This is a genomic window from Streptomyces sp. NPDC090022, from assembly GCF_044748145.1.
Classification (GTDB): domain Bacteria; phylum Actinomycetota; class Actinomycetes; order Streptomycetales; family Streptomycetaceae; genus Streptomyces.
The window spans coordinates 184,698-202,564 of record NZ_JBIVFN010000002.1 but is presented as its reverse complement, the minus strand read 5'-3'; the positions used below and the strand labels follow the sequence as shown (position 1 = coordinate 202,564).

The window sequence follows — 17,867 nt, the reverse complement described above, 5'->3', positions numbered from 1 at the left end:
AGGAGTATCCAGGTCATGACTGCCCACGCCACGGAACCCTCACCGCTCGTCCCGCCCATGCCCGAGCGGAACCCGAAGGCACTGCGCGAGGCGATCGCCCAGCACGCTCCCCAGCTCCTGCCCGACTTCGAGGAGCACTGGAAGTGGGCCGTCGCCGACACGTTCAACATCAGCGCCGTGCCCGCGTTCGTGGCGCGCTGGTGGGGTCAGTACGCGATCGCCCGAGATCCGCAGCTCGACGCCCACCTCACGGATCTCGAACAGCGCGCCTCGGAGTGCACCGACATCACCGAGGCCAAGGCGCTGCTCGAAGAGGCATCCAACATCCGCTACCAGGTGCGGCGGCTGGAGCCCGGCCAGTGACCGACGAAGGTTTCATGGGGCCGCCGTGGCAGATGGACTGGACGCTCAACGCCCAGGCCGCCCGCGACACACTGCCGGAGAACGTGCGGAAGATGGTCGATGCCGCACGTGCCGAGCTGGTCACAGCGGCGGACCCCTACTTTCGGGGCATCGAAGCCGACGCAGACCTTCCCGACGGTATGAGGGTCCGACCGGTTGAGTCCAGTCGGCCGAGAGGGTCGCGCATCTTCCTCTTCGACGGCGGAAACGGCTGGATGATCTACTCCTTCATCCGGCGCGTGGAGGATCCACAGATCATCGTGGAAGAGGTCTTCTGGCAGTGACCGGCCTCTCTGCCGGCTGCCGGTCACACCACAGCGCCGATTCGCCGGCCACTGGATCCGGCTCCGCGACGACCTGAGCCCTGCTCTCTGGAAATCCGCTGTCGCGGTTACGGCAAGCGGACTGAGCCTTCCTGACGTGGACGGACGGGCGGTACGCGCTCTCAAGTTCAGCGAGGCACTCCCCGTCCGCCTGGCCGAGGCCACGCTCGCCGAGCGCACGGCGGATACGGCCGGCGCTCAGGCAGTGCTGACCGAGCCTGTCCGCTGGACCTTCCGTCACCGCGAGTAGAGCGTCCCGGCGCGTCAGGGCTCGCGGACAGAGCACGAGGAGAACGAACCACCATGGGACACGGAGCACGAAAGCGCCTGGCGGAGCTGCTGGCAGACGCGGAGCCAGAAGGGGACTTCAGCACCCGCACAGAGCTGCCCGCCCGCGCCCTGCGCATCGAGGTCGACGGTGTCGGGGAACTGCCGCTGCCGTTGCGCGCCCCGGTCACCAAGAAGCTGATCGCACAGGCCAGGCAGGCCCGTTTCGGCCGTGGCGAGCAGACGCTGTCCGACACCAGCGTCCGCGACACCTGGGAGATCACCCCGGACCGGATCACGCTCGGCGGCCCCGACTGGGACCGCACCCTGAGCGAAGTCCTCGACGGCGTCCGCCACGGCCTCGGCCTGCCACCCACCACCGCACTGCGGGCCGAACCGCACGCGCTCCTCGTCTACGGCAAGGGCCAGTTCTTCCTCCCGCACCAGGACTCCGAGAAGGACGACTCCATGGTGGGCACCTTGGTCGTCTCGCTGCCCTCCCACCACTCCGGCGGCGAACTCGTCGTCGAACACGCAGGCCACAGCGTCACCCACCGGGCGTCCCAGGAGCAGCTCACGTTCGTCGCCTTCTACGCGGACTGCCGCCACGAGGTCAAACCCGTCACCACCGGGTACCGCGTCACCCTCACCATGAACCTGCTGGCCGAACGAATCCGGCCGGCCGACGGGAACGACGGCAGCCCCGCCGCCGACCTGGCCCACTGCCTGACCGAGCACTTCACCGACCCGGCCGAGCAGCGCTACTCCTACGGCCGCCCGGAGACCACGCCGCCCAACCGGCTCGTCTACCTCCTCGACCACGAGTACACCCAGCGCGGCCTGGACTGGGACCGTCTCAAGGGCGCCGACGCCACCCGCGCCGCCCGGCTCCGCCAGGCCGCCGGGCAGGCCGGTTGCGAAGCGGTGCTGGCCCTGGCCGAGGTGAAGGAGACCTGGGACGCCGTCCCGCCCTACGACCGCTACGACTACTACGGGGATGTCGAGCATTTCGACGACTGCGAGGACGAGGAATGCGAGGGTGAGTGCCTCCTCGACCCCGACGGGGAGCCCGGGGCCGAGCGCCGCCGCAGCGGTGACTTCTCCGACTACGAGCTGGGCGACCTGGTCGACGACGAGATCACCCTCGGCTGGTGGACCCGCCCGGACGGCACCGGCGGTGAACAGATCTCCCTGCCCGTCGCGTACGCCGAGGTGTGCGCCACCACCGAGAACAAGGACCTGACGCCCTACCAGTCCGAGTACGAGGGCTACATGGGCAACTACGGCAACACCCTGGACCGCTGGTACCGGCGGGCCGCGGTGGTGCTCTGGCCACGGCAACGCTCGTTCGCGGCCCGCGCCGAGGCGGGCTCCGCAAGTGCCCTGCGCGAACTCCAGGGCCACCTCGACGCCGGTGAACTCGACCGGGCGCGCACGCTCGCCCAGTCACTCGCCCCTTTCTGGAAGCACCACGGATCGGGCGAGGCGGCCGCGCCGCTCTTCGCCGCCGCCCTGCACGTCGCGGTGGGACTGCGGGAGGCGGACACCGCCGCGATGCTGCTGGCCCCCTTCAGGGTGGAGACCCTGGCCGAGGAACACGCCGCCGACCTCGCGGCAGCGGCCGCGCAGTACGGCCGGACGTGGGCGCACCACACCGTCAGCACCTGGTTCGGCCCCGTCGGCGCGTACACCGGGGCCGACCGCACGGCGTGGCTCGCATCGCTGCCCGGCCTCTGCACCGCGCTGCGGACCTCCAACGGTGACGGAGACGCGGTGGCGGCCCCGCTGACCGAGGGCGCCTGGCGGGCCATCCAACACCAGCTCACCGGCTGGCTCGACGTGGGCCGCGAGGCGGAGCGCCGCGCGGGCATGGAACGACTGGGCGCTCCCTTGGCCCACGTCCTTCGGGCGTGCGACCCGAAAACCGCCAAAACGATCGCCGCCACGCTACGCAGCCGGCCGGACACCATCCTGGAGTGCCTGCTCCCCGCCCTGCGCTCCGTAGGACGCCGGCCGACGACCCCCTCCGACCGAGCCCCCGCGACCCACGCCTTCTCAGCACTCGCCGACCACTGCGAGACCGTACTCGCCACGAGTGTTGCCCGCCCTGTGCGTCCGGCGGACGACTGGTCGCTCCCGCCGGCCGAAACCTGCCGGTCCCTCTGCGACCTCTGCCCCGACCTCGACGCCTTCCTCACGTCCCGCTCCCGACGGATCATGGAGTGGCCGCTCGCCCAGGCAGGGCGCCAGCACATCCACAGCCGTATCGACCTGGCCGGCCTGCCCGTGTCCCACACCACCCGGCGGCAGGGACGCCCTTACACCCTGGTCCTGACCAAGACGGACGCGGTCTTCACCCGCGAGCAGGCGGCCCGCGCCCGCGCCGGGGCCGACCTGGTGTGGCTGCGGAAGAACTGGCCCCGGACACCTCGCTGAGGGGCCGAAACGCAGCCGGCAGCGTGACGTGACCCCGCATGCTCCGTCGCAGGAAGGCTCGATCAGCACCACCGTGCTGACACGGCAGCACGGCAAGCCGGGACAAGAACACCCCTCTGACTGCATTTTCGCAGGTCAAAGGGGTGTATATGAGTGGAGCTTAGGGGAGTCGAACCCCTGACATCTGCCATGCAAAGACAGCGCTCTACCAACTGAGCTAAAGCCCCGAGAAACGGATGCGACCCGCCTCCACGAGGCAGCGGCCACTTCCGCAGACCAGAGTACCGGGTGTACCCCCTCATCCCGCAAAATGATAGGGACTCCCTTCACGCGACCACTCTCCGTAAGATGCTCGCGAGGTTCGCACCAGCGAAGGGGAGTAGGACGAGTGGACGCAGTACAGCAAGAGGCTACCGCCAGAGCCAGAGAGCTTCAGCGCAGCTGGTACGGGGAGCCGCTCGGGGCCCTTTTCCGCCGGCTCATAGATGACCTCGGCCTGAACCAGGCCCGCCTGGCCGCCGTCCTCGGGCTGTCGGCGCCCATGCTGTCCCAGCTGATGAGCGGCCAGCGCGCGAAGATCGGCAACCCGGCCGTGGTCCAGCGGGTCCAGGCCCTCCAGGAACTCGCCGGACTGGTCGCCGACGGCAGTGTCAGCGCCGTCGAGGCCACGGGCCGGATGGACGAGATCAAGAAGACCCAGGGCGGTTCCGTCCTCAGCAACAGCGGTCAGACCACGACCAGTTCCGGTGCCCCCACCGTCAAGCGGGTGGTCCGCGAGATCCAGTCGCTGCTGCGTTCCGTCTCGGCCGCCGGCGACATCATCGACGCGGCGGAGACGCTCGCCCCCACGCATCCGGAACTGGCAGAGTTCCTCCGGGTGTACGGCGCGGGCCGCACCGCCGACGCGGTGGCGCACTACGAGGCGCACCAGAACTGATCAGCGCACCACAGCGGACAACGGGGGACGGGCGCAGCGATGGGTGAGATCTTCGCCGGGCGGTACGAGCTGATCGATCCGATCGGCCGGGGCGGAGTCGGAGCGGTCTGGCGGGCATGGGACCACCGGCGGCGCCGGTACGTGGCCGCCAAGGTGCTCCAGCAGAGCGATGCCCACACCCTGCTGCGCTTCGTGCGCGAGCAGGCCCTGCGCATCGACCATCCGCACGTGCTGGCCCCGGCCAGCTGGGCGGCGGACGACGACAAGGTCCTGTTCACGATGGACCTGGTCAGCGGCGGCTCCCTGGGCCATGTCATCGGCGACTACGGGCCCCTGCCGCCGCGTTTCGTGTGCACACTGCTCGACCAGCTGCTGTCGGGGCTGGCGGCCGTCCATGCCGAGGGCGTCGTCCACCGCGACATCAAACCGGCCAACATCCTGATGGAGGCCACCGGAACCGGACAGCCGCACCTGCGGCTGTCCGACTTCGGGATCTCCATGCGCAAGGGCGAGCCCCGGCTGACCGAGACCAACTACGTCGTGGGCACCCCCGGGTACTTCGCCCCGGAGCAACTCATGGGGGAGGAGCCCGACTTCCCCGCCGACCTCTTCGCCGTCGGCCTCGTCGCCCTGTACCTGCTCCAGGGCCGCAAGCCCGACTCCCAGGCCCTGGTGGAGCATTTCCGGGCCCACGGCACCCCCGGCGCCCCGCAGGGCGTCCCCGCGCCGCTGTGGCACGTCATCGCGAACCTCCTGCAGCCCGACCCCGCCGCCCGCTTCAAGACCGCCACAGGGGCGCGCAAGGCCCTTGCCGAGGTCCTGGAGCTGCTGCCGCCGGCCACCGAGGGCGAGGACCCGGTCGAGGTCTTCGACCAACTGGGCCCGCTTCCGGCAGGGTTCGGCCCCCAGGGGCCCCAGAGCACCGCCGCCGTCACCCCGGACTCCCCGACGGCCGCCGGCGCGCCGGCGGCGCCTCCCGTACCCGCCCAGCCGGTACGGGAGGCCACCGTGCTCTCCTCGGCCGCGCCGGTGGCGGCCGAACCCACCCGTACCGATCCGCGCGGCACGGCGGGCACGGTGGCGTACAACGCCTCGGAGACGGGGAGTTTCCACCTGCCGCCACCGGCGGGCACCCCCACCGCGCAGAGCGAGCGGCCGGCCGCCGGTCCCGTGCCGCAGCCGTACCAGCCGGCCTACCAATCGGCCTACCAGGCGCCGCCGCAGGCCGGAGCGTACGTCGCGGCGCAGCCGCAGGCCGCGGCACAACCGGCGGCCCGCCGGGGCGGAATCGCCGCGCCGAGCCGCGCGGTCACCGCCGCGGTGCTGATCGCCGCCGTGCTGTGCTTCGCCGTCGGCGTCTGGGCCCTCACCCAGATGTAGCCCCGCGCCGGGCCAGCCAGATCCACCCGCCGAGCCCCAGCAGCAGCACGGCGCCGGTACCGAAGCCGCCCGCCGCGACGAGCCGCATCAGGGAACGGGTGTCGGCGGCCTCGGCCGCCTCGGGGGCCGTCAGACCGTCCTTCGCGGCGGCCAGGTCCGCCCCGCCCACGCCGAACCCCGCCGCCGTCAGGCTCTCGGCGTACGGCGGCGCGGCCGCCGCCTGCCCCTGCACGCTCACCCGCAGCGTCAGCGGCACCGGCGACGCGTTCTCGGTGAACTCGCCGACCTTCGGGCCCATGGTGACGGCGACGTAGTACCAGCCGGCCACCCCCACCGACCGCGTCCAGGCGTCGGTGGAGAAGCGGTTCTCGTACGCCACCGGCGGCGTCAGCCCCAGGCCGACGCTCGCCTGCTTGCCGTCGTACGTGGTGTCCTTGTCGCCCACCTGACCCCGGTACGGGCTGTACAGCGTGAGCGCCAGCCCGTCGGAGGCGTACCCGGAACTCCTGGTCATCTTCGCGCCGGCCAGCTCCGCGGTGACGGCCAGCTGCCGGCCCCAGTCCAGCGGGACCCGGTAGAAGCGGGTCTGCCCGGGGCGGAGTTCGTCGCGCCACACGCCGGCGCCCAGCGCCCGCGCGTCGTTGAACCCGGTGCCGCCCGAGCGGGCCACGGCCTGGTCGGCCGGGGCCGCCGGCGTCGCGGAGGGCCACCCGCTCGGCGCGACCGCCGGGGCGCTGCCGCTCTTGAGGCCCGGCTCGCGGTGCACCACGAGCTCCACCGGCCACGGCGACTGGTCGCTGTCCTTGAGGGCGTCCCGCGTCACCTTCACGTAGTAGACGCCCGCCTCCTGGCAGTCGGCGTCCTCCTGGAGCCGGCGCATGCCGACGACGCTGACGGTCTGCGGCCGCCCCTGGAAGGAGCCCTGGCCCGGACTGCCGGGGCAGGACTTCCCGCCCGTGGTCATCACGTCGACCTCGACGTCGTCGCTGTAGCCGATCTTCGCGTCCGCGCCCGGCCGTACGACGGCGGAGACGTACACGCTCGACCTGGCGTCCAGGTTCAGCTTGTAGAAGCGCTCCCCAGGGGAGACGGTGTCCAGGTATGCCCCGCCGGGCTCGATCAGCGGGGCGTCCGCCGTGCTGGCGGCCCCCGCGACCTTCTTCGCCCCGTCGGCCTCACGGTACGCCGGCACCGGCTCCGGGGCGGCGTACGCGGCCCCCGGCGCGGCACCCGCCACGCACAGGACCGCCGCCCCAGCCAGCACCGTTCTCCGTACCTGACCCATCACGCCCACCCCGAATTTGCTAGCGCAAGCCAAAATTTTGCAAAACGTAATTTATTGCCACAGAACAGCACGAAGCCCCGGCAGCAGCGGCAGCCGGGGCTTCATGATCAGCCGTTTCGGTCTCACACACCGGAACCCGAGGGCACGGAGTCGGTGGCCTCCGTCCACAGGTCCTGCTCGGCGCGGTCCGCCTGGATCTGGCGGTACACGAGGAGCCCGCCGATGGCGGCCAGTGCGACCAGGAGAAGCTTCTTCACCGCGCGACCTCGTCCTTCGTTGACGTTGGGGACTTCTGGCGCCCAAGAATACACACCGATCGATACCGTTCGGTTATCTGGGACAACCTGGGTGGTCCATCCACCCGGACACGAAGCAGAAAGACCCCGGCCGTCCCGGCCGGGGTCTTTCTCACTGTGGGGCTAACAGGATTTGAACCTGTGGCCTCATCCTTATCAGGGATGCGCTCTAACCAACTGAGCTATAGCCCCTCCGCGCTGCGCGCTGACCTCTGAAGATTAGCGCACAGACCCGGGAGTTCCCAAATCGCAGGTCACGGCGTTGCTGCCGGCCCCGGAGAGGGCTACTCGTCCTCCGCGAGCGTCAGCTCCACACCGCCGACGAAGCCCGCCGACAGGTTGTAGATGAACGCCCCCAGCGTCGCCAGAGCGGTCGCCAGCACCACGTCGATGACCGCGATCACCGACGTGAAGATCAGCACGCGCGGCAGCGAGAGGAAGGACTGGAGGTCGAAACCGTTGGACTCGTTCGAGCCCGTCGCCTCGCTGATGGTCCCGCCGACGGTCGAGAAGACACCCATGGCGTCCATGACCATCCACAGCACCGCCGCCGCCACGATCGTGCAGATGCCCAGCGCGATCGACAGCAGGAAGCTGACCTTCATCACCGACCAGGGGTCGGCCTTCGCCACCCGCAGCCGCGCCTTGCGCGTCCTGGGTGTCGTCCTGACCACCGGCCGCTGCCCCCGCTGGGCCGCCGGCACCGCCGGGGCCTGGTAGGCCTGCGGCGGGTGGTACGGCTCCGCCTGCGCGGCCGGCTTCTTGCCCTCGGCCTTCGACTTCGCCGGCTTCGGTTCTCGGGTGTCCGTCACGGTTGTCGCCCCCTGCGAGGAGTCCGCGGCGGGGCCACGGGCACCGTCGTCCCCGGTTGCCGCTCCGGCGCCCGTGGCTCCACTCACGCTTACTCCTCGTGCTCCCCGGCCGAGGGCTCCGTGCCCTCGGCGGCCTCGGTGACCAGTCCTTCGGCCGTCTCGGGCTCGTCGCCCTCCTCGGCTTCCTGACCGGCCTCGGCGTTGCGCGCGATACCCACGACGGCATCCCGCTTGCCCAGGTTGATCAGCTGGACGCCCATGGTGTCACGGCCGGTCTCCCTGACTTCGTTGACGCGCGTGCGGATCACACCACCGCCGAGGGTGATGGCGAGGATCTCGTCGCTCTCGTCGACCACCAGCGCACCGACGAGGGACCCGCGGTCCTCGACGATCTTGGCGGCCTTGATGCCCAGACCACCGCGGCCCTGGACGCGGTACTCGTCCACCGGCGTGCGCTTGGCGTAGCCGCCGTCGGTCGCGGTGAAGACGAACGTACCGGGCCGGACCACGCTCATCGACAGCAGCTCGTCGCCCTCGCGGAAGCTCATGCCCTTCACGCCCGACGTCGCACGGCCCATCGGGCGCAGCGCGTCGTCGGTCGCGGTGAACCGGATGGACTGCGCCTTCTTGCTGATGAGCAGCAGGTCGTCCTCGGCCGACACCAGCTCCGCGCCGATCAGTTCGTCGTCGCCGCCGTCTGCGGTCTCCCGCAGGTTGATCGCGATGACGCCACCCGATCGGGGCGAGTCGTAGTCCTTGAGCGCGGTCTTCTTCACCAGACCGGCCTTGGTGGCCAGGATCAGGTACGGGGCCGCCTCGTAGTCGCGGATCGCCAGGATCTGCGCGATCTGCTCGTCCGGCTGGAAGGCCAGCAGGTTGGCCACGTGCTGGCCGCGCGCGTCCCGGCCGGCGTCGGGCAGCTCGTACGCCTTCGCCCGGTAGACGCGGCCCTTGTTCGTGAAGAACAGCAGCCAGTGGTGGGTGGTCGAGACGAAGAAGTGGTCGACGATGTCGTCCTGCTTCAGCTTCGTCCCGCGGACGCCCTTGCCACCGCGCTTCTGCGAGCGGTAGTCCTCGGTCTTGGTGCGCTTGACGTAGCCGCCGTTGGTGATCGTGACGACGATGTCCTCTTCGGCGATCAGGTCCTCGATGGACATGTCACCGTCGAACGGCACCAGCTTCGAGCGCCGGTCGTCGCCGAACTTCTCGACGATCGCCGCCAGTTCCTCACTGACGATCGAGCGCTGCTTCTCCGGCGAGGCCAGGATCGCGTTGTACTCGTTGATCTTCGCCTGGAGCTCGTCGTGCTCGGCGACGATCTTCTGCCGCTCCAGGGCCGCCAGGCGGCGGAGCTGCATCTCCAGGATCGCGTTGGCCTGGATCTCGTCGATCTCCAGGAGGCCCATCAGGCCCTCACGGGCGATCTCGACCGTCTGGCTGCGCCGGATGAGGGCGATGACCTCGTCGATCGCGTCCAGCGCCTTGAGCAGGCCGCGCAGGATGTGCGCGCGCTCCTCGGCCTTGCGCAGCCGGAACCTCGTCCGCCGGACGATGACCTCGATCTGGTGGTGCACCCAGTGGCGGATGAACGCGTCCAGCGACAGCGTGCGCGGCACGCCGTCCACCAGCGCGAGCATGTTCGCGCCGAAGTTGGTCTGGAGGTCGGTGTGCTTGTACAGGTTGTTGAGCACGACCTTGGCGACGGCGTCGCGCTTGAGCACGATCACCAGGCGCTGGCCGGTGCGCGAGGACGTCTCGTCGCGGACGTCGGCGATGCCGCCGATCCTGCCGTCCTTGACCAGGTCGGCGATCTTCTGCGCGAGGTTGTCCGGGTTCACCTGGTACGGAAGCTCCGTGACCACCAGGCACTGGCGGTTCTGGATCTCCTCGACCTCGACCACCGCGCGCATCGTGATGGAGCCGCGGCCGGTCCGGTACGCCTCCTCGATGCCCTTGCGGCCCACGACGAGCGCGCCGGTCGGGAAGTCCGGGCCCTTGATGCGCTCGATCAGCGCGTCCAGCAGCTCGTCGTGCGAGGCCTCGGGGTTGGCCAGGTACCACTGCGCGCCCTCCGCGACCTCGCGGAGGTTGTGCGGCGGGATGTTGGTGGCCATACCGACGGCGATACCGGCGGAACCGTTGATGAGCAGGTTCGGGAACCGGGCCGGCAGGACCGTCGGCTCCTGGTTGCGCCCGTCGTAGTTGTCCTGGAAGTCGACGGTCTCCTCGTCGATGTCCCGGAGCATCTCCATGGCCAGCGGCATCAGCTTGCACTCGGTGTAGCGCATCGCGGCCGCCGGGTCGTTGCCCGGGGAGCCGAAGTTGCCGTTGGAGTCCACCAACGGCATGCGCATCGACCACGGCTGGGCCAGGCGGACCAGGGCGTCGTAGATCGAGGAGTCGCCGTGCGGGTGGTACGTACCCATGACGTCACCGACGACGCGGGCGCACTTGTAGAAGCCCTTCTCGGGCCGGTAGCCGCCGTCGTACATCGCGTACAGCACGCGGCGGTGCACCGGCTTGAGACCGTCGCGCACGTCCGGCAGGGCGCGCGAGACGATGACGGACATCGCGTAGTCGAGGTAGGAGCGCTGCATCTCCGTCTCGAGCCCGACGGGCTCGATGCGCAGCTGCGCCTGCTCCTCCGCGGCGTTCTCCGCGTTCTCGGCAGTGGGGGTGGTTTCGTCGGCCATTGCTGGTCAGAAATCCTTTCGGGCGGCCGTGAAGAGCCGACTCAGATGTCGAGGAAGCGGACGTCCTTGGCGTTGCGCTGGATGAAGGAGCGCCGGGCCTCGACGTCCTCACCCATCAGCACCGAGAACAGGTCGTCGGCCTGCGCCGCGTCGTCGAGCGTGACCTGGCCGAGCACGCGGTGGTCCACGTCCATGGTGGTCACGCGCAGCTCCTCGGCGTTCATCTCGCCCAGACCCTTGAAGCGCTGGATCGAGTCTTCCTTGATCCGCTTGCCGTTCTGCTTGCCCATCTCCACCAGCGCGTCGCGCTCGCGGTCCGAGTACGCGTACTCGAAGTCGTCCCGGCCCCACTTGATCTTGTAGAGCGGCGGGCGGGAGAGGTAGACGTGACCGGCCTCGACCAGCGGACGCATGAAGCGGAAGAGGAAGGTCAGCAGCAGGGTGTTGATGTGCTGGCCGTCGACGTCGGCGTCCGCCATCAGGATGATCTTGTGATAGCGGAGCTTCTCGATGTCGAAGTCCTCGTGCACACCCGTGCCGAAGGCGCTGATCAGCGCCTGGACCTCGGTGTTCTGGAGGATCTTGTCGATGCGCGCCTTCTCGACGTTCAGGATCTTGCCGCGGATCGGCAGGATGGCCTGGTACATCGGGTTGCGGCCGGACTTGGCCGAGCCGCCGGCGGAGTCGCCCTCGACGATGAAGATCTCGCACTTGGTGGGGTCGTTCGACTGGCAGTCGGACAGCTTGCCCGGCAGCGAGGCGCTCTCCAGCAGGCCCTTGCGGCGGGTCAGGTCACGGGCCTTGCGGGCCGCGACACGGGCCGTGGCCGCCTGGATCGCCTTGCGGACGATGTCCGCCGCCTCGTTGGGGTTGCGGTCGAGCCAGTCGGACAGGTGCTCGTGGACGACCTTCTGCACGAAGGTCTTGGCCTCGGTGTTGCCCAGCTTGGTCTTCGTCTGGCCCTCGAACTGGGGCTCGCCCAGCTTGACCGAGATGATCGCCGTCAGACCCTCGCGGATGTCCTCGCCCGCGAGGTTGTCGTCCTTCTCGCGCAGCAGCTTCTTGTCCCGCGCGTAACGGTTCACCAGACCCGTCAGCGCCGCACGGAAGCCCTCCTCGTGCGTACCGCCCTCGTGAGTGTGGATCGTGTTGGCGAAGGAGTACACACCCTCGCTGTACTGCGAGTTCCACTGCATCGCGATCTCGACCGAGAGCATGCGCTCCTTGTCCTCGGCCTCGACGTCGATGACGGTCGGGTGGATCAGCTCGCCCTTGCGCGAGTTGAGGTACTTCACGAAGTCGACGATGCCGCCCTCGTAGTAGTACTTCACCGTACGCGCCTGGGGCTCGGCCGTGTCCGCCTCCGGGTCGTCGGCGCCCGCCGTCGCCTTCGCCGACTCGCGCTCGTCCGTCAGCGTCAGGGTCAGGCCCTTGTTCAGGAAGGCCATCTCCTGGAAGCGCCGCGACAGCGTCTCGAAGGAGTACTCGGTCGTCTCGAAGATGTCGCCGTCGGCCCAGAAGGTGACCGAGGTGCCGGTCTCCGCGGTCTCCTCGTTCTTGGCCAGCGGAGCCGTCGGCACGCCCAGCTTGTAGTCCTGGGTCCAGCGGTGCCCGTCCGTCTTGACCTCGACCGCGACCTTGGTCGACAGCGCGTTCACGACGGAGACGCCGACGCCGTGCAGACCACCGGAGACGGCGTAGCCGCCGCCACCGAACTTGCCGCCCGCGTGCAGGACCGTCAGGACGACCTCGAGGGCCGGCTTCCCCTCGGACGGAACGATGCCGACCGGGATACCACGGCCGTTGTCGACCACCCGCACCCCGCCGTCGGCGAGGATCGTCACGTCGATGGTGTCCGCGTGCCCGGCCAGCGCCTCGTCGACCGAGTTGTCGACGACCTCGTAGACGAGGTGGTGCAGACCACGCTCGCCCGTCGAGCCGATGTACATACCCGGCCGCTTGCGGACCGCGTCCAGGCCCTCGAGGACCTGAATCGCACTGGCGTCGTAATTCTTCTCGTTGGAGTCGCCGGAATCGGCCACGAAGCGCCCTTTCTGGCACAGCGCAGCCCGTGTCCCGGACCAGCGAGTGCGCCGGCGGGAGCGGCCGCGTCGATCTGCGTTGTCTGTGTTGCTCGGCGGATCCCGCAAGCGGGCGGGACTTACCACCAGTCTACCGGTAGCGCTGACATGAATGGGGGTTTGCCGGTGCCTGAGTCCGCATGTGCCGCCCTGAACCTCCCTCGCCCGACTCCCCATATTCAGGCCGGGGCTCAAAGTGGCTCACACGGGCACCCAGCGCTTCGGCCTGTCAACCGCCCGCAACCGTGAGGGACACCACTGACGAACCCGCGTCCGGGCCCGGGAACGCGGGGTCCGGCGGGGCTGAAAGGGGCCCTGCGAGGGGCGTACGTAAGGACCGCCGGGGCCCCGCGGCTTACCGGCGGCGGCCAGGACCCGTACACCGCGGATCCGGGGCCTGGCGGGCCCGGGGGCCCCGGCCCGACGGCGCCTAGCCCCAGATGTCGCCCGGGCCCGTGCTGCCCGGAGCGCGCAGGGGGCCGTACGACCGCGGCCGGCCGCCGGGGCCCTGCACCTTGATCAGCCGGACCGTGCCCTGGCCCAGCTCCTTGTTCAGCCGCGCCACCAGCTGCGGCGCCAGCAGCTTCAGCTGCGCCGCCCACGCCGAGGAGTCGCAGCGCACGGCCAGCTCCCGGTCCTCGTACCGCTCCGGCACGCAGTGCGCGGCGATCTCCGGGCCCACGATGTCCGGCCAGCGCTCCATCACGCCCGCCACCGCCATCGGCATCTCCCAGCCGCGCTCCGTGCGCAGCCGGTCCAGCGCCGCCATCAGCGGCATCGGGTCCCGGCCGTCAGCCCGCGCGCCCGAGCGCAGGCCCTGCTGCGGCTGCCGCTTCTTCCCGCCCACGGCGGTGCCCCGCGCCCGCGCCTGCTCGCGCGCCGCGGCCAGCGCCTGCCGCGCCAGGTCCACGCCCGAGGGCTCGGGTGCCCTGCGCGGTTCCGGGCCGCCGCCCTTGTCGTGGTCGCCGTCGTTCACAGCCGGGTCACCTCACCGCCGGACACCCCGAAGCGCGCCCCCGCCAACACGTCCGGAACGTCATCATCCACCGCCGCCGTCACCAGCACCTGCTCGCCCGGAGCCACCAGCTCCGCCAGCCGCTCGCGGCGTCGGGCGTCCAGTTCCGCGAACACGTCGTCGAGGATCAGCACCGGCTCGCTGCCCTCCGAGCGCAGCAGCTCGTACGAGGCCAGCCGCAGCGCCAGCGCGTACGACCAGGACTCGCCGTGGCTCGCGTACCCCTTCGCCGGCAGCTCCCCCAGCCGCAGCACGAGATCGTCGCGGTGCGGGCCCACCAGGGTCACGCCCCGCTCGATCTCCTGCTTGCGGGCCTCCGCGAGCGCCGCCAGCAGCACGTCGTAGAGCGCCTCGCGCGTCTGCGCGGCCCCGGAGTCCACGGGCTCGCCCGCCGAGCTGCGGTACGCCAGGCCCAGCGGACCGCCGCCGGGCGCCAGCTGCTCGTACGCCTTGTCCGCCAGCGGCAGCAGCGTGGCGATCAGGTCCAGCCGCCGCGCCAGCAGCTCCGCGCCCGCCCGCGCCAGGTGCTGGTCCCACACGTCGAGCGTCGACATGTCCATGGACCGCCCGCCGTGCCGGCGGGCCATGGCGGCGGACTTCAGCAGCGTGTTGCGCTGCTTGAGCACGCGCTCGTAGTCGGAGCGCACCGCGGCCATCCGCGGCGAGCGCGCCGTGATCAGCTCGTCCAGGAACCGCCGCCGCTCGCCGGGGTCGCCCTTCACCAGGGCCAGGTCCTCGGGGGCGAACAGCACCGTCCGTACGATCCCCAGGACGTCACGGGGCCTGACCTGCGACGACCTGTTGATGCGGGCCCGGTTCGCCCGGCCCGGGTTCAGCTCCAGCTCCACCAGCTGCTGGCGCTCGCCCTGGGTCACCGCCGCCCGGACGATGGCGCGGTCCGCCCCCATCCGGACCAGCGGGGCGTCCGAGGAGACCCGGTGGCTGCCCAGCGTCGCCAGATAGCCGACGGCCTCCACGAGGTTCGTCTTGCCCTGGCCGTTGGGGCCCACGAAAGCCGTGACGCCCGGGTCGAGGGGAACCTCGGCCCGGGCGTACGAGCGGAAGTCGGCCAGCGACAGATGCGAAACGTGCATGACGGCGCCGACCTCCCCCGGCTGCTCTTCCTTCGTCCTACTACTACTTGTTCGTCTCGACCGCGTGGCCACCGAACTGGTTGCGCAGCGCGGCGATCATCTTCATCTGCGGCGAGTCGTCCTGGCGCGAGGCGAAGCGCGCGAACAGCGACGCGGTGATCGCCGGCAGCGGCACGGCGTGGTCGATCGCGGCCTCCACCGTCCAGCGGCCCTCGCCCGAGTCCTGGGCGAAGCCCTTGAGCTTCTCGAGGTGCTCGTCCTCGTCCAGCGCGTTGACGGCCAGGTCCAGCAGCCAGGAACGGATGACCGTCCCCTCCTGCCAGGACCGGAACACCTCGCGCACGTCGGTGACCGAGTCCACCTTCTCCAGCAGCTCCCAGCCCTCGGCGTAGGCCTGCATCATGGCGTACTCGATGCCGTTGTGGACCATCTTCGCGAAGTGGCCCGCGCCGACCTTGCCGGCGTGTACGGCGCCGAACTCGCCCTCGGGCTTGAGCGCGTCGAAGATCGGCTGGACCCGGGACACGTGGTCCTTCGCGCCGCCGTACATCAGCGCGTAGCCGTTCTCCAGGCCCCAGACGCCGCCGGAGACTCCGCAGTCGACGAAGCCGATGCCCTTGGCCGCCAGCTCCTCGGCGTGCTTCTCGTCGTCCGTCCAGCGGGAGTTGCCGCCGTCGACGACGATGTCGCCGATCGAGAGCAGTTCACCGAGCTCGTCGATGGTGGACTGGGTGGCCTCGCCCGCGGGGACCATGACCCACACGACCCGGGGCCCCTTCAGGTTCTCCACAAGCTCATGCAGGCTGTGGACATCGGCGACGTCCGGATTGCGGTCGTATCCGACGACGGTGTGGCCTGCGCGGCGGATGCGCTCGCGCATGTTGCCGCCCATCTTGCCGAGACCGACGAGACCGAGCTCCATCTGGTGGTTCCTTAGGTGTGTGACCAGTTTCGTACCCGCGTCCGAGCCTACGCCCGGACGCGGGTGCACACCCTTCCCCGTGCTCCGCACGGGGGCGCCCGCCGTCAGCCGGACAGGCGAACCGGCATGATCAGGTACTTGTAGGCCTCGTCCGCCTCCGCGTCGACCGCGGGGCGCCCGCTCAGCAGCGCCGGCTTGGTCGAGGTGGTGAAGGACAGCTGCGCGGCCGGGGAGTCGATCGCGCTCAGGCCGTCCAGCAGGAAGGTCGGGTTGAAGGCGATCGAGATGTCGTCGCCCTCCAGGACCGCGTCGACCCTTTCCACAGCCTGTGCGTCGTCGGAGGAACCGGCCTCCAGGATCAGCACGCCCTGCTCGAAGCTCAGGCGCACCGGCGTGTTCCGCTCGGCGACCAGGGCCACGCGCTTGACGGCCTCGACGAAGGGGGCGGTCTCGATCACGGCGACGGAGTTGAACTCGGTCGGGAAGAGCGTGCGGTACTTCGGCAGGTCGCCCTCGAGGAGACGGGTGGTCGTCCGGCGTCCGGCGCCCTCGAAACCGATCAGGCCCTCGCCCGCGCCGGAGCCCGACAGCGCCAGGGTGACGGTGTCACCGCTGGTCAGCGACTTGGCGGTGTCCAGGAGCGTCTTCGCCGGCACCAGGGCCACGGCGGAGGCCTCCGGGTTCTCCGGCTTCCACAGGAACTCGCGGACCGCGAAGCGGTAGCGGTCGGTGGAGGCCAGGGTGACGCGGTCGCCCTCGATCTCGATGCGGACACCGGTCAGCACGGGCAGCGTGTCGTCACGGCCGGCGGCGATGGCGACCTGGGCGGCGGCGGAGGCGAAGACCTCGCCGGGCACGGTGCCGGTCGCGGTCGGCATCTGCGGCAGTGCCGGGTACTCCTCCACAGGCAGGGTGTGGAGTGTGAATCGCGAGGAGCCGCAGACCACGGTCGCCCGTACACCGTCTGTGGAAATCTCCACCGGGCGGTTGGGGAGGGCGCGGCAGATGTCGGCGAGCAGCCGGCCGGAGACGAGGACGGTGCCGTCCTCCTCCACGTCCGCCTCGACCGAGACGCGGGCCGAGACCTCGTAGTCGAAGCCGGAGAGGCTCAGCGTGCCCTCCTCGGCCTTCAGGAGCAGGCCCGCGAGGACGGGCACCGGCGGCCGGGCCGGGAGGCTACGGGCCGCCCACGCCACCGCCTCCGCGAGTACATCGCGCTCCACCCGGATCTTCACCGGAACCGCCTCCTGCTGATTGCTGGCCTTCGTCGTCGGCTCAATGCCGGAGACCAGTCTGACGTACGGCACCGACACTCGGTGCGGCTGGCCGTCAAGTCGGGAGCGAGGTGTCGGGGAGCGTGCCGACGGACTTGTGCACAGGGCCCGCTTGAAAACGAAGACCGAGCTCACTGTCTATGGGAGTAGTAGTAGGGCCTGTGGAAACGGTGGATAACCTCGTTTTCGCAGGTCAGGCCCAGTTTTTTGTCCACTGCCCCTGTGGGTGACACCGGTGGACAACAGGGCTGTGCTGTGGAGAACAGAAACTTCTGCACAGGCCGTCCCCAGGACACCCCTGATCCTCCACAGCTGCATCCCCAGCTTTCCCCCGGTACTCCACAGCCCAAACGTTCACAGTCGTGTGACGCCTTTCACTCCGGGCGGTGAGAGGGGTCGCGTCGTTGCCGAACAGTGGACAAGGCTGTGGAGGACAGCACGGATCCTGTGCACAGAGTCGGGCAACCTGTGGGGAGCCGGTGGACAGAGGCGTGGACAGACCTGTGGACGAAATATTTGTCCACAGCCTGTGGATCATTCTTACCAACAGTTCCACAACCCCGTGAGCTGGGCTGATGATCCCTCAACAGGCTTGCCTGTGGACAAATTGTGGGTGAGATCCGCAGTCCCCACCCTGTGGACGGAAGAAA

The 17,867-nt window shown here is 70.0% G+C and carries 15 protein-coding genes and 2 tRNA genes; 6 read left to right on the top strand and 11 right to left on the bottom strand.

Annotation, left to right across the window (positions count from 1 at the left end; all coding sequences use genetic code 11):
* Positions 1 to 15 precede the first annotated feature (15 nt).
* From ACIPXB_RS05390 to ACIPXB_RS05375, 4 genes are all read left to right on the top strand, one after another.
* Complete coding sequence (locus tag ACIPXB_RS05390; protein WP_401444825.1) at positions 16 to 363, top strand: hypothetical protein; 348 nt, start codon at positions 16 to 18, stop codon at positions 361 to 363.
* Positions 360 to 686, top strand: coding sequence for a hypothetical protein (locus tag ACIPXB_RS05385; protein ID WP_345175309.1), 327 nt, complete (start codon positions 360 to 362; stop codon positions 684 to 686). Before ACIPXB_RS05390 ends, ACIPXB_RS05385 begins: the two co-directional genes overlap by 4 nt.
* 136 nt (positions 687 to 822) lie before the next feature.
* The gene (locus ACIPXB_RS05380; protein WP_401444823.1) at positions 823 to 975 is read left to right on the top strand and encodes a hypothetical protein; all 153 of its coding nucleotides are present in this window, start codon (positions 823 to 825) and stop codon (positions 973 to 975) included.
* Positions 976 to 1,028: 53 nt separating this feature from the next.
* The gene (locus ACIPXB_RS05375) at positions 1,029 to 3,428 is read left to right on the top strand and encodes a 2OG-Fe(II) oxygenase (protein ID WP_401444821.1); all 2,400 of its coding nucleotides are present in this window, start codon (positions 1,029 to 1,031) and stop codon (positions 3,426 to 3,428) included.
* A gap of 154 nt (positions 3,429 to 3,582) precedes the next feature.
* Here the strand turns inward: ACIPXB_RS05375 and ACIPXB_RS05370 are convergent.
* Positions 3,583 to 3,655 (bottom strand) — tRNA-Ala (locus ACIPXB_RS05370).
* A 161-nt stretch (positions 3,656 to 3,816) separates the two neighbouring features.
* On the opposite strand from ACIPXB_RS05370, the gene ACIPXB_RS05365 reads away from it, so the two are divergent.
* Together ACIPXB_RS05365 and ACIPXB_RS05360 are read left to right on the top strand one after the other, a co-directional pair.
* Positions 3,817 to 4,365, top strand: a complete 549-nt coding sequence (locus tag ACIPXB_RS05365) for a helix-turn-helix domain-containing protein (protein ID WP_401444818.1) — start codon at positions 3,817 to 3,819, stop codon at positions 4,363 to 4,365.
* A gap of 39 nt (positions 4,366 to 4,404) precedes the next feature.
* The gene (locus ACIPXB_RS05360; RefSeq protein ID WP_401444817.1) at positions 4,405 to 5,745 is read left to right on the top strand and encodes a protein kinase; all 1,341 of its coding nucleotides are present in this window, start codon (positions 4,405 to 4,407) and stop codon (positions 5,743 to 5,745) included.
* On the opposite strand, the gene ACIPXB_RS05355 is transcribed toward ACIPXB_RS05360, so the two are convergent.
* From ACIPXB_RS05355 to dnaN, 10 genes are all read right to left on the bottom strand, one after another.
* A complete protein-coding gene (locus ACIPXB_RS05355) occupies positions 5,732 to 7,009 on the bottom strand; it encodes a hypothetical protein (RefSeq protein WP_401444815.1) in 1,278 nt (425 codons plus the stop codon). The genes ACIPXB_RS05360 and ACIPXB_RS05355 overlap by 14 nt on opposite strands.
* Positions 7,010 to 7,152: 143 nt before the next feature.
* A complete protein-coding gene (locus ACIPXB_RS05350; protein ID WP_208809277.1) occupies positions 7,153 to 7,287 on the bottom strand; it encodes a DLW-39 family protein in 135 nt (44 codons plus the stop codon).
* A gap of 157 nt (positions 7,288 to 7,444) precedes the next feature.
* A tRNA-Ile gene (locus ACIPXB_RS05345) sits at positions 7,445 to 7,518 on the bottom strand.
* 92 nt (positions 7,519 to 7,610) lie between these two features.
* Positions 7,611 to 8,225: a DUF3566 domain-containing protein gene (locus tag ACIPXB_RS05340; RefSeq protein WP_401444813.1), complete on the bottom strand. Its 615-nt coding sequence runs from the start codon at positions 8,223 to 8,225 to the stop codon at positions 7,611 to 7,613.
* Between the two features lie 2 nt (positions 8,226 to 8,227).
* A complete protein-coding gene (gene gyrA / locus ACIPXB_RS05335; protein WP_401444810.1) occupies positions 8,228 to 10,831 on the bottom strand; it encodes a DNA gyrase subunit A in 2,604 nt (867 codons plus the stop codon).
* A gap of 41 nt (positions 10,832 to 10,872) precedes the next feature.
* A complete protein-coding gene (gene gyrB / locus ACIPXB_RS05330) occupies positions 10,873 to 12,894 on the bottom strand; it encodes a DNA topoisomerase (ATP-hydrolyzing) subunit B (RefSeq protein ID WP_401445821.1) in 2,022 nt (673 codons plus the stop codon).
* 448 nt (positions 12,895 to 13,342) lie between these two features.
* Entirely contained in the window at positions 13,343 to 13,888 is a 546-nt protein-coding gene (locus ACIPXB_RS05325) for a DUF721 domain-containing protein (protein WP_401444808.1), read from the bottom strand.
* Positions 13,885 to 15,021, bottom strand: coding sequence for a DNA replication/repair protein RecF (recF, locus tag ACIPXB_RS05320; protein ID WP_401444804.1), 1,137 nt, complete (start codon positions 15,019 to 15,021; stop codon positions 13,885 to 13,887). Before recF ends, ACIPXB_RS05325 begins: the two co-directional genes overlap by 4 nt.
* A 43-nt stretch (positions 15,022 to 15,064) precedes the next feature.
* Positions 15,065 to 15,970 carry a phosphogluconate dehydrogenase (NAD(+)-dependent, decarboxylating) gene (gnd, locus tag ACIPXB_RS05315; protein ID WP_401445819.1) on the bottom strand — a complete coding sequence of 302 codons (906 nt, stop codon included), beginning with the start codon at positions 15,968 to 15,970 and terminating at the stop codon, positions 15,065 to 15,067.
* Between the two features lie 77 nt (positions 15,971 to 16,047).
* Complete coding sequence (dnaN, locus tag ACIPXB_RS05310) at positions 16,048 to 17,178, bottom strand: DNA polymerase III subunit beta (protein ID WP_401445816.1); 1,131 nt, start codon at positions 17,176 to 17,178, stop codon at positions 16,048 to 16,050.
* Positions 17,179 to 17,867 lie beyond the last annotated feature (689 nt).